Raw genomic sequence first — 12,690 nt, forward strand, 5'->3', positions numbered from 1 at the left:
GCAAGCAAGGAATCGAGTAACCCCATGTCTGCAAGCCACACCCCTTCTCCCTTTGATGTCGCCACGCGCGAAGGTGCCACCGGTCCGCTCAGCGGCATCCGCGTGCTCGACCTGAGCGCCTACATCGCCGGCCCCTACGGCTGCACGCTGCTGGCCGACCAGGGCGCGGAAGTGATCAAGGTTGAACCGCCGGTGGGCGACAACCTGCGCAAGTACCCCTCCACGCTGGAAGCGGAAAGCCGGGCGTTCCTTGGCGTGAACCGCTCCAAGCGCGGCGTGGTGCTGGACCTGAAGGAACCGGACCAGCGCGCGGTGCTGATGCGGCTGGTGCGCGAGGCCGACGTGCTGGTGCACAACTTCCGCCCGAGCGTGCCGGCGCGGCTGGGCATCGACTTCGAGAGCCTGAACCGGATCAACCCGCGCCTGGTGTACTGCGCGGTCACCGGGTACGGCGAAGGTGGCCCGCTGAAGGACAAGGCCGGCTACGACCAGGTGCTGCAGACCATGACCGGCATGTGCGCGATGCAGGGCAAGCCCGGCGGCGCACCGGAGATCCTGTATGGCTCGGTGGTGGACTACTACGCCGCCGCGCTGGTCGCTGCCGGCGTGTCCTCGGCACTGTATGAGCGCGAGCGCAGTGGCGAAGGCCAGTACGTCGGCGTGTCGCTGCTGCGCAGTGCGCTGACCATGCAGTCGGCACGCATGATCTGGGCCGAGGGTGAGCCCGAGGGCGTGGGCCGTGACATGCGTTCGGGCGGCGTCACCGGCATCCATCCAACCGCGCACGGCCACCTGTACATCTCGGCCAACACGCCGCGCTTCTGGCAGGCCTTGTGCGAGAAGACCGGCCTGCCGGAACTGGCCACCGACCCGCGCTACGACAGCGTGCGCAAGCGCGCCGAGCATTCCGATGAACTGCTGGCCAAGCTGCATGCCGCGCTGGCCACGCGCAGTGCACTGGAGTGGGAAGCCCTGTTCGGCGAGGAAGTGCCGTGCGCGGCCGCGCGCAAGGTCGAGGACATGTTCGAGCACCCGCAGGTGCTGGCCGAGGAAATGATCACCACCCTGCCGCACCCGCTGTTGGGCAGCTACCGTGGCATCACCCGTCCCATCGTGTTCGGGCGCACCCCGGGCCCGCAGCCGTTTGCCGCGCCGGTGTTCGACCAGGACACCGCGGCTGTCATCGCGCGCATCGATGATGACGGCGCCACCGACTGACCTGGAGTACCCGCATGACCGCTGCATCCAAGCTCGCCCAGCTGCGTGAACTGTCCGTCGTCGTCGCCGACACCGGTGACTACGAGGCCATAAAGCGCCTGCGTCCGGTGGACTGCACCACCAACCCGACCCTGGTGAAGAAAGCCCTCGACCTGCCGGTCTATGCCGCGTTGATCGAGCGCGAGCTGCAGTGGGGCCGCAACCAGCCCGGCGACGTGCAGGACGTGGCCAAGGCCGTGGTCGACCGCCTGACCGTGGGCGTGGGCGTGGGCACGATGCTGGCCGAGCTGGTGCCCGGCCGCGTCTCCACCGAAGTGGACGCCGACCAGGCGCATGACACCGCCGCCACCATCGCCAAGGCGCGCGAGTTCATCGCCATGTACGAAGCTGCCGGCGTGCCGCGTAGCAAGGTGCTGATCAAGATCGCCGCCACCTGGGCCGGCGTGGAGGCAGCACGCGTGTTGCAGGCCGAAGGCATCGACTGCAACCTGACCCTGATCTTCAACCCGACCCAGGCGCTGGCCTGCTCGGAAGCCGGTGCGTTCCTGATCTCGCCGTTCGTCGGCCGCATCCTGGACTGGTACGTGGCCAACGGCCAGGCGCCGGCCAGCATCGACGAAGACCCGGGCGTGCAGTTCGTGCGCGGCGTGTATGCCGAGTTCAAGCGCCGTGGCTCGCCGACGGTGGTGATGGGCGCCTCGTTCCGCTCGACCGCGCAGATCGAAGCGCTGGCCGGCTGCGACCGCCTGACCATCTCGCCGGACCTGCTGGAGAAGCTCGACGCCGACTTCGGCGAGCTGCCGCGCAAGCTGGTGGCCGGTGCGGCCGAAGCCGTCAACGTGGCCGTCATCGATGAAGCCAGGTTCGACGCCGACCTGGCCACCGACCCGATGGCCACCGAGAAGCTGGCCACCGGCATCGACGCGTTCGCCAAGGACCTGCAGACGCTGCGCCAGCGCATTGCCGACGAACTGGCGAAGTAAGCAGACCCACACGCAGTGCCCGAGAATCTCCCTTCTCCCGCCTGCGGGAGAAGGGGCCCCGAAGGGGCGGATGAGGGCGTTTCTGCGTTGCCGTGGCGCTTGCGCGCTTTCAAGGCGCCCTCACCCCAACCCCTCTCCCGTACACGGGAGAGGGGCTTGAGCGGGAAGCCAGGGCACGCAATGCCCCAGAACCTTCCTTCCCCCGCCTTGCGGGAGAGGGGCTTTGGACACCACTTTTCGACACCGGCTCCCTCTCCCTTTGTGCCGGGTCATCCGTAACCGGCCGGTCCCCGGTCCGGTTACGGCTTTTCCTTTTCAGCAGCAGCGGGAATGCAGCCAAGCCCCGTCCGGGCACGCAATGCCGCAGCTCCTCCCTTCTCCCATGCAATGGGAGAAGGTGCCCCGGAGGGGCGGATGAGGGCGCTTGGGCAGCGTCAGCGCGAAATGAAGTCGATGAACTTCGCGACCTTGCTGTAGGGCGGTCGCAGCAGGTCACTGCCCGCACGCTTGGTCTGCCACAGCACCGGCAAGCGCTTGCTCATCGCATCGAACCCGGCGCGGCCGTGATACGCCCCCATGCCACTGGCACCGACGCCGCCGAATGGCAGGCCGTTGATCGCGAAATGCAGCAGCGTGTCGTTGACGGTGACGCCGCCGGACACGGTACGGCCCAGGATCTTCTCCACCGTCGCCGCATCGTGGCTGAAGGGGTACAGCGCCAACGGCCGGTCGCGCCCGTTGATGGTGGCGATGGCGTCGTCCAGCGTGCGGTAGCCGCGAACCGGCAGGATCGGGCCGAAGATCTCCTCCTGCATCACCGTGGCGTCGTCGCCGGGCTGCAGGATCACCGTCGGCGGGAACAGGCGCTCGCGGCGCTGGCGCTCGGCATCGATCTGCGCCAGCTCGACCACCTGCAGGCCGCGCGCGCGCGCATCGCTCACGTAGCCCTTCAGGCGCGCGAACTGTGCGTCGTTGATGATGCGGCTGTAATCGCTGGCATCGTCGAAGTTGCCATAGCGCGCGCCCACCTGTTCGCGCAGGGCCTGCACCAGGGCATCCACGCGGCCGGCGTCGACCAGCACGTAGTCCGGGGCGATGCAGGTCTGCCCGGCGTTGAACCACTTGCCCGTCGCCAGCCGCGCGGCGGCGGCCTCCAGCGGGTAGTCGGTGGCCACCACCGCTGGCGACTTGCCGCCCAGCTCCAGCGTCAGCGGCGTCAGGTGCTGCGCGGCCGCGGCCATCACCTTGCGGCCCACGGTGGTGGAGCCGGTGAACACCAGGTGGTCCAGCGGCAACGCGGAGAACGCCGCCGCCACGCCGGCATCGCCCTGCACCACGCGCACGCGCTCGGGCGGGAACACCTCGGCCAGCAATGACTGCAGGAAGGCCGATGTCTGCGGCGTGTGTTCGGAAGGCTTGAGCAGCACGTGGTTGCCGGCCGCGATCGCGGTGGCCAGCGGCACCAGCGCGAGGTTGACCGGGTAGTTCCACGGCGAGATCACGCCGACCACGCCCACCGGCACCGCGCGCACCTGTGCCCGCGCCGGCCAGAACCGCCAGCCCACGCCCACGCGCTCGGGTTTCATCCAGCCGCGCAGGTGCGCGAGCAGGTGGTCGATCTCGCCGGTGACGGTCATGCCATCGGCGATCACCGATTCATGCCGGGAGCGATGGCCGAAGTCGGCGGCGATGGCATCGCTCATCTGGCCGATGCGCGCCTTGAACGCGGCGCGCAGGCGCTGCAGGTCGTCACGGCGCTGGGCATGGTCCGGGCGCTTGTCCATCCACGCCTGGCGCAGCCGCGCCAGCGTCACCTGCAGGTCCTGATCCGGCGACCCCACTGCATTCATCGGCATCTCTCCCTTGGGACGGGAGGGGCCAGTGCGCGTTCCGGGCTGTGCGGAGTTCCGCATCGGTCACCGGCGTTTCGTGCTATCGGCCCTGCCCCGCCATCAACACCATGAAAAAAGGCGCATTGCGCGCCACCGCACGGCGGCATCAGACCGCCAACCAGACACCACGCTCGGGAGGGAGTATGAGGGGTTTGCCACAACGCTGCACCATCGCCACGGCCATCGGCCTGGCATTGTTACCCGGACTGTCGCTGGCCCAGCAGGCCGCGAACGAGGCCGGGGCCAGGACCCTGGACAAGGTGGAAGTGACCGGGTCGCGGATCAAGCGCACCGAGATCGAGGGGATCGATCCGGTGCAGATGATCACTGCCGAGGACCTGGAGCACCAGGGCTTCGCCAACGTCTATGACGCACTGTCCAACATCACCGCCAACACCGGTGTGTTCGTCGGCGAGGAGAACACCAACAACTTCAACGCCAACGCGCAGGCACTGAACCTGCGCGGCTTCGGCCCCGGCTACACGCTGGTGCTGCTCAATGGCCGCCGCATCCCGATGCTGCCCAAGCCGGCCGGCACGGTCAGCGGCAACGTCACCAACCTGGCGATGATCCCGACCTCGGCGGTGGACCGGGTCGAGATCCTGACCAGCGGTGCCTCGGCGATCTATGGTTCCGATGCGGTGGCCGGCGTGGTCAACGTGATCCTGAAGGACAAGGTCGAGGGCACCACGCTGTCCTACCGCCACGGCGACACCGTGCACGGCGGCGGCCGGTCCGAGCGGGTGTCGGTGACCACCGGCTTCGAGTTCGGCGACACCCAGGTGACCGCCGGCCTGGAATGGGACCGGCGCTGGCCGATCCAGGGCAACCAGCGCCGCTGGTTCGCCTCGCCGGACCGCTCGCCCGACCCGGACTACCGCGACCCCACCCAGGTCATGTCGTTCTGGGACCGCGAGAGCGGCTGGGACCTGCTGGACATCAGTGGCCGCTGCGACCCCCTCGGCTACGTGCCGGCCAAGCCCGGCAGCGCCACCGGCACGGAGCGCTACTGCGGTGACAACGATTTCGACAGCTACACCGTGCGCAACGGCCGCAAGCGCCTGTTCGGCTTCCTCAACGCCACCCATGCGCTGGGCGAGCACGAGCTGTACGCCACCGCGCTGAGCACGCGCTCGCGCGCCGATGCCGGCATGTACCGCTACGGCTACGCGGTCGACTACGAGGTGGTGGACGACATGCAGGCCGCGCAGCCCAACGCGGTGGCCTGGCGCCACGCCTACCGCACCTTCCGCAACAACGAGTTCCCGGGCAGCAACCAGAAGTTCAAGGAGAACAACGACGTCATCATCGCCGGCATCCGCGGTGCGGTGGGCCGCTTCGACTACAGCCTGAACTACAACTACGGCCGCTATCGCTACCGCGACACGGTCGAGCGCTTCAACGACAAGGCGATGATGGGCCTGCTGTTCGGCGAGGAAGGCCGCGACTGGTCGCTGCCGTGGGCCGGCAGCCGTTGGGTGCGCGTGGGCGCCGGCAGCCTGGACGCCAACCTGATGCCCAATGGCAACATCGACTTCTTCGGCCAGCTGTCGCCGGAAGTGTTCCGCGACGTCATGCACACCTCGGTGGGCGACGGGCGCTCCACCTCGCAGTCGTTCACCGCCGACCTGTCCGGCAACCTGTTCGACCTGCCGGCCGGCCCGCTGGCGTTCGCCGCGGTGGCCGAAGCCACCCGCGACAGCTACCGCTTCATCACCGACCAACCCACCGTCGATGGCGACATCTACGGCTGGAGTGGCATCCGTGGCAGCGGCAAGCGCAACCACTACGCGGTGGGCACGGAGTTCTCGGTGCCGCTGCTGGCGGCCGGCTCGGGCTTCGGCCAGTGGGATGCCAAGCTGGCCGCACGCTACGACCACTACGACGACGCCTCCGACGTCGGCGGCGCCTTCACCTGGCAGGCCGGGCTGAGCTGGCGCCCCAGCGACTGGCTGTTGCTGCGTGCATCGCACGCGACCTCGTTCCGCGCGCCGGACATGCACGTGATGTTCGCCGAACGCAGCTCGGCCTATACCAGCGGCGTGGACTACCTGAGCTGCGTGCAGCAGGAAGGCCTGCAGCGCGGCCAGAGCTGGCAGGGCTGCGGTGACGACTATGGCACCGGCTCGATCCGCCAGTACTCCGAGGGTGACCCGGGGCTGCACGAGGAAAAGGGCAGCAGCGACACCCTCGGCATGGTCGCGCAGATCGGCCAGAACCACTCCTTCACCCTGGACTGGTACCGCATCAAGCTGGAGGAGCAGGTCGGCCTGATCGGCGCCGACGCGGTGCTGCGCTATGCCGCCGAATGCGCGCTGGGCTTCGATGCACAGGGCCTGGACGTGGACCCGAACTCGCCCAAGTGCCAGACCATGCTGGCGCGCGTGCAGCGCGGTGGCCGAAACGACAGCGTGTTGTCGGTGATCACCAGCCCGTTCAACACCGGCATGTACCAGCAGAACGGCATCGACGCGAGCTGGAGTTCCACCCTGCCCACCGACCATTGGGGCCGTTTCTCCGCACGCATCAGCTATACGCACATCCTCAAGACGCTCAGCCGCTACCTGCCCGAGGACGCCGTGGAGAACATCCGCGACCGGCAGTGGAACAGCGAGTTCCGCACCCGCTCGAACATGACCCTGGGCTGGGACTACAAGCGCTTCTCCAGCTACCTGCACTTCAACCGCCTGGGTTCCTCGCCGGTGCGCTGGGCCGACAGCTACGAGCGCTTCAGGCCGTGGATGACGGTGAACCTGTCGCTGGCCTACCGCGCCACCGAGCAGCTGTCCTTCAACCTGGCGGTGGTCAACCTGTTCGACAAGACACCGTACCGGCATGCCTCGGAAAAGTGGTGGCCATATGCGGACATCACCAAGTACAACCCGGTGGGGACGGAGTACTTCATGACCGTGGAATACAAGCTGTAACAAGCGGTCCGCGTTTCCCTTCCGCCACCGCGGTGCGTTCTCGCCGCGGTGATTTTTTTTGCACGTGGAACGCCCCAGATAGGACGCGGACATGCCTGGCTCGCCGCCGCAGCAGCACGGCCTGCAGGACAACCGGTCTTCTGCGCCGGCGTGCAGGGATCTTCCCCGGCGGTGCAAGGCGCCGGCTACCGCAACGACAAGCATTGCCCGCCTGCGCGCAGGGCCGGCCGGTACGATGCACGACGCTACCGGACCGCGTTGCGCGGCATATCGGTGGCGTTTCCCGTGAGGTGCATGGCGTGGCGTGCAGGCAACCGACCTGCGCCATCCTCCACTGCCGCGTGTGCCGGCTCGGCAGCGACCGCCGCGCGGTCGATCGCCGCGCAGCGGCGGGCACGCCGCCAAGCCTGCAATCCGGTGCTTCAATGCAGATCGCCGCCGGACTGCACCCAGGGCAGCCGGCGGCGATGTGTCGGGACAGGCGATCGCGACCGCGCGGTCGCGAGGGGCGCGTCAGCGCGTGCCCTGCTGGTTCCAGTCCGGCGTGGACAGCCCGCGCAGGTGGCGCACGAAGAAATCGAACTTGCGTCGCTGGATGTAGTCCACCGGCTCCTGCGAACGGCCCACGCCATGCCCGGTGCCCGGCACCGTGAGCAGGTCGAAGTCCTTGCCGGCACGGATCAGCGCATCGGCCACCTGGTAGGTCGAGGCCGGGTCCACGTTCTCGTCCTGTTCGCCCACGATCAGCAGCAGCTTGCCCTGCATCCGGTGCGCGTTGTCCACGCCCGAGGCGCGGCTGTAACTTGCATCCACCGGCCAGCCCAGCCATTGCTCGTTCCAGCTGAGCTTGTCCATGCGGTTGTCGTAACAGCCGTTGTAGGCCACCGCCACGGTGTAGAACTCCGGGTGGAACTGCAGCGCGTTGAGCGCGTTCTGGCCACCGGCCGATGCGCCGTAGATGCCGACGCCGCCACTGATGTCATAGGAAGGATCACGCGCGGCCATGGCCTTGTGCCAGGCGATGCGGTCCGGGAAGCCGGCATCGCCCAGGTTCTTCCAGGCCACGTCGTGGAAGGCCTTGGAACGGTTCATGGTGCCCATGCCGTCGATCTCGACCACGATGAAGCCCAGGTCGGCCAACGCCTGCAGGCCGATCAACCGCTCGTTGCTGGACTGCGAATCGAACGGCCAGAACTTCTTCTGCACCGAGGAATCGTGCGGGCCGGCATAGATGCTCTCGATCACCGGGTAACGCCGCGCCGGGTCATGCCGGGTGGGCCGCACCACCAGCCCGAAGATCGGTGTGCTGCCATCGCGGCCGGGCGCGGAGAAGGTTTCCGGCGCGCGGTAACCGGCGGCGAACAGCGCGCTGGCGTCGCCGCGCTCCACGGTGTCCAGCAGGTGCCCGTCACGTGCGTCGCGCAGCTCGGTGATGTTGGGCTGGTCCAGCCGTGACCAGGTGTCCACGTAATGGTTCATGTCCGGCGACAGGCTGATCTCGTGCCAGCCGTCGCCGGGCGTCATGTGCTGCAGGTTGCGGCCGTCGAAATCGACGCGGTAGAAGTGCTGCAGGTAGGGGTCGCCCGGCTCGCGGCCGTTGGCGGCGAACCAGACCTGGCGGCGCGCCTCGTCGACCTTGACGATCTGCCGCACCACCCACGGGCCACGGGTCAGCTGCTGCAGCCGGCCAGTGCGACCGTCGACCATGTACAGGTGGTTCCAGCCATCGCGCTCGGACATCCACACGATCTGCTCGCCGCGATTGCCCACGTCGTGGAACTCGGCGCGGTACCACCAGCTGTTGACGAAGGTCTTGCTGGCTTCCTCGACCACGCTGCGCGCCGCGCCGCTTTGCGCGTCCACCTCGACCAGGCGCACGCGTTGGTGGCCACGCGCGGTGTAGCGGAATGCCAGGGTGCGGCCGTCGGCGCGGAACTGCGGCGGGGTGATCTCGTAGGCGTTGTCGAACAGTGCGGTCGGCACGTCGATGCGACGGCCACCGGCCACCTCGAAGATCACCGGGCGATCGATGTCCACCGGGTCGCCGGGCTTGGGGTAGAGCTGGGTGCGCACCCGCGGCTGCACCTGGTCGCGCGGCGCGGTTTCCACCCGCGTCACCTGGCGTGCGAAGCCGGGCACCACGCGCAGTACCACGAAGCGCGAGGAGTCCGGCGACCAGACGATGCTTTCCGGGTCGTAGAAATCGGTGGCCGCGCCGTCGCGCGCCAACACCCGGGTCTGGCCGTCGGCGAGCTGGCGCAGCACCACGCTGCCCTCGCGCACCTGCGCCTCGTAGCGCCCGTCGGGCGAGCGCTGCGGCGTGTCGTCGGCGGGCATCGACAGGTCACGCACCACGCCCCAGCCACGCGGGCGCGGTTCCCGCTCCGGCGCGCTCCAGCGCGCGCAGCGGTAGGCATCGCCCAGCTCGCACCGCATCCAGCCACCGTCGACCCAGGCACGCAGGGCACGCCCGTCCGCTTCCAGCGTGTAGTCGGAGAACGGCAGGCGCAGGGCCTGGACGCTGCGGCCCAGCAGCGGCGACAGCGCCGTCGCCAGCCGTGCCTGGTCGAACGCCGGCACCGCGCCGGCCTGGCCCACGCTGCGGCTGACGAACTCGAAGCCGCCCGGCGCGGTGCGTCGGTAGCGGTATTGCCGTGCATCGGTCCAGGTCGCCGGCCCGGCCAGGCCCTGGGTCAGGTACATCCACTGTTCGCGCAGCTGCAGCGAGCGGTTGAACGCCGCCGCATCCGGTGCCGGCGGCGCATCGGCCCGGGCCAGCAGCGGTGCACCGGCGCAGGCCAGGCCCAACGCCAGGCTGCGGGCGTAATGGTGGATTCCCCTGGATCGAAGCATGCAGCGTGTCTCCTTGCGTATCAGGTCAGGCAAAAGGCCGGTCGATGGCCGGCGATGGCGGCGTGAACCATTGCGCGCCGTCGGCGGTGACATGGAAGTGGTCCTCCAGGCGCACGCCGAAGCGGCCCGGCACCACGATCATCGGTTCGTTGCTGCAGCACATGCCCGGTGCCAGCGGCAGGGTGTTGCCACGCACCAGGTACGGCGCCTCATGGATGGCCAGGCCGCAGCCGTGGCCGGTGCGGTGCGGCAGACCCGGCAAACGGTAGTCCGGACCCAGCCCGGCCGCTTCGAGCACGTCGCGCGCGGCCTGGTCGACCACCTCGCACGGCACGCCGGGGCGCACCGCGTCGAAGGCGGCCTGCTGCGCGGCGCGCTCCAGTTCCCAGATGCGGCGCTGCTCGGCATCCGGCTCGCCGAAGATCCAGGTGCGGGTGATGTCCGAGTTGTAGCCCTGCACGGCGCAGCCGGTGTCGATCAGCACCAGTTCGCCGCGGCGCAGGTGCTGCACGCCGGGAATGCCGTGCGGGAAGGCGGTGGCATGCCCGAACTGCACGATGCAGAAGGTCGAGCCGCCGTCGGCGCCCAGCGCACGGTGTGCCTCGTCGATGAAACGCACCAGCGTGTCGGTGCCGATGCCCTCGTGGGCGATGCCGGCGGCCAGCTGCTGCACGAACAGCGTCATGTCGCAGGCCTGCTGCATCAGCGCCAGTTCGGCCGGCGACTTGCACATCCGGCAGCCATCGATGAGAGAGGCCGCCGACTGGATCGCATCGGCGCCCAGGTGGGCGGCCAGGCCGACCTGCACGCGGAACGGTGCCTCCGGGTCCAGCGCCAGCGTGCGCGCGCCGCGTTCGGCCATGGCCTCGGCCACCTGCGCGTGCGGGTCCTGGTGTTCTTCCCACAGGCGCTTGCCGGCCGGGATGCGCAGCACCGCGTCGAGCGAGCCTTCCTCGAACACCGGGCACACCAGCAGCGGCTCCCCTTCCAGGGTCAGCAGCATCGCCACCAGCCGTTCGCTGCCACCCCACGGGACGCCGCAGAACCAGCGCAGCGAGGTGCCGGCGGTGACCAGCAATGCGTCCACGCCCTGCGCCCGCATCAGCGCACGGGCCCGCTGCAGGCGTTGCGCATGCTCCTCGGCGCTGATGGCCGGTGCGCGCTGTGGCCACGGTGCCAGGCGTGCGCGTGCCTGTTCCAGGGTGAGGTGTCCGATCTGTGCATTCATGGCTGTGCTCCGATGTCATCGGTGGTCCAACGCTGGTCGATCCAGCGCAGCAATCCACCCGGGTTGCGGTCGCGCAGCTCCGGCGGGAGCAGCGCATCGGGCACATTGTCGTATGCCTGCAGCGCACTGAAGCGCAGGATCGCGGCCGGCAGGCCGACGGCGGTGAATCCCGGTTGCGTCGAGGCCGGGTATGGCCCGCCATGTTGCTGCGCCGGGCTGACCGCCACGCCGGTGGGCATGCGGTCGCAGATCAGCCGCCCCACGCGCGGCCGCAGCACGCTGGCCACGGCCTGCCACGCGGCATCGTCGCTGCCGTCGCCGGCGCGGTACAGCGTGCCGGTGAGCTGGCCCTCCAGCGTGGCCGCCACTGCCTGCATCTGGGCGACATCGCTGACCCGCAGCAGCAGGCTGCTCGGGCCGAACGCCTCGCCCTGGAACCGCGCGGGCGCGGCGAGGAACGCCTCGGCATCCACCTCGAACAGGGTCGCGGCATGGGTGATGCCCACGCTGCCCGGCGTACCGCCGCACAGCAGGCGCGCACCGGCCTGGCGCAACGCTCCGATCGCGTGCTGCAGCGTGGCCAGCACCGCCGGCGACAGCAGCAGCTGCGGCGCGGTGTCGGCGAAACGACCGGCCACCGCCGCGACGAACGCATCGCCAGCGGCACCGCGCGGCACCAGTACCAGCCCCGGGTTGGTGCAGAACTGGCCACTGCCGAGCAAGCACGACGCGCTGAACGCCTCGGCCAGCGCTTCCCCGCGTTCGGCCAGCGCACCGGGCAGCAGGAACACCGGGTTCAGGCTGGACAGCTCGCCGAAGAACGGGATGCCCGCGGCATCGGCCGCCTGCTTCAAGGCCAACCCGGCGCTGCGGCTGCCGGTGAAGGCGATCGCGCCCAAACGCGTATCGCCGGCCAGGGCCCGCCCCAGTGGCGCGGGCATGTCGTACAGCAGCTGCACCGTGCCGGCGGGCAGGCCGGCCGCGTCCGCGGCGCGTTGCGCGTGTTCGGCCAGGCGCTGGCTGGTGCCCGGGTGCGCCGGGTGCGCCTTGGCGATCACCGGGTTGCGTGCGGCGATGGCGGCGGCGAAGTCGCCGCCGGACACCGCGTTGAACGCGAACGGGAAATTATTGGGGCCGAACACCAGGACCGGCTTGCCCAATGGCGCGTGGCACGAACGCAGGCCGGCGCCGGTGTCGATCACCGGCCGGGTCCAGCTGGCGCTGCGTGCGGCGCTGGCGGCCTGGCGCAACTGGTTGCAGGTGCGCGGCAGTTCATTGCCGCGCAGGCGGGTGGCGGCCGGCAACCCGGTCTCGGCATGCGCCAGCGCCACCAGCGCTTCGGCATCGGCTTCCAATGCATCGGCGTAGCCTTCCAGGAACGCGGCGATGCGTTCCGGGGCGAGCGCCGCCAACATCGGCGCGGCGGCGCTTGCCGCCGCCAGCGCCTGTTCCACCTCGGCCGCACCGCTGCGCGGGAACGCATCCCCGATGGCCTGCGCAGTGGACGGGTCCACCGCGCGGAAGCTGTCCGTGCCTTCCGCTGCCGGACGCCAGTGGCCGGCAATCAACAACAGCGCGACCGTGGCCAT

At 69.5% G+C, this 12,690-nt stretch carries 7 protein-coding genes; 3 read left to right on the forward strand and 4 right to left on the reverse strand.

Annotated features, from left to right (window positions below; translation table 11 throughout):
- The first annotated feature begins 24 nt into the window (after nucleotides 1–24).
- A complete protein-coding gene (locus ACIPR8_RS10225; RefSeq protein WP_192287118.1) occupies nucleotides 25–1,218 on the forward strand; it encodes a CaiB/BaiF CoA transferase family protein in 1,194 nt (397 codons plus the stop codon).
- 14 nt (nucleotides 1,219–1,232) lie between these two features.
- Entirely contained in the window at nucleotides 1,233–2,201 is a 969-nt protein-coding gene (locus ACIPR8_RS10230; RefSeq protein ID WP_446540955.1) for a transaldolase, read from the forward strand.
- 434 nt (nucleotides 2,202–2,635) lie between these two features.
- Here the strand turns inward: ACIPR8_RS10230 and ACIPR8_RS10235 are convergent, their stop codons facing one another.
- Nucleotides 2,636–4,051 (reverse strand): coniferyl aldehyde dehydrogenase, encoded by a 1,416-nt coding sequence (locus ACIPR8_RS10235; protein WP_446540956.1) that lies wholly within the window; start codon nucleotides 4,049–4,051, stop codon nucleotides 2,636–2,638.
- 185 nt (nucleotides 4,052–4,236) lie between these two features.
- Between ACIPR8_RS10235 and ACIPR8_RS10240 the strand changes: the two genes are divergently transcribed.
- Entirely contained in the window at nucleotides 4,237–7,020 is a 2,784-nt protein-coding gene (locus tag ACIPR8_RS10240; RefSeq protein ID WP_446540957.1) for a TonB-dependent receptor plug domain-containing protein, read from the forward strand.
- A gap of 513 nt (nucleotides 7,021–7,533) precedes the next feature.
- Here the strand turns inward: ACIPR8_RS10240 and ACIPR8_RS10245 are convergent.
- The 3 genes from ACIPR8_RS10245 to ACIPR8_RS10255 are packed head-to-tail and all read right to left on the reverse strand — an operon-like array spanning nucleotide 7,534 to nucleotide 12,690.
- Entirely contained in the window at nucleotides 7,534–9,873 is a 2,340-nt protein-coding gene (locus ACIPR8_RS10245) for a DPP IV N-terminal domain-containing protein (RefSeq protein WP_446540958.1), read from the reverse strand.
- A 25-nt stretch (nucleotides 9,874–9,898) separates the two neighbouring features.
- A complete protein-coding gene (locus ACIPR8_RS10250; RefSeq protein ID WP_446540959.1) occupies nucleotides 9,899–11,101 on the reverse strand; it encodes a M24 family metallopeptidase in 1,203 nt (400 codons plus the stop codon).
- Complete coding sequence (locus tag ACIPR8_RS10255) at nucleotides 11,098–12,690, reverse strand: aldehyde dehydrogenase family protein (RefSeq protein WP_446540960.1); 1,593 nt, start codon at nucleotides 12,688–12,690, stop codon at nucleotides 11,098–11,100. The genes ACIPR8_RS10250 and ACIPR8_RS10255 overlap by 4 nt, the downstream gene beginning before the upstream one ends.

The organism is Stenotrophomonas sp. LARHCG68 (genome assembly GCF_052871705.1).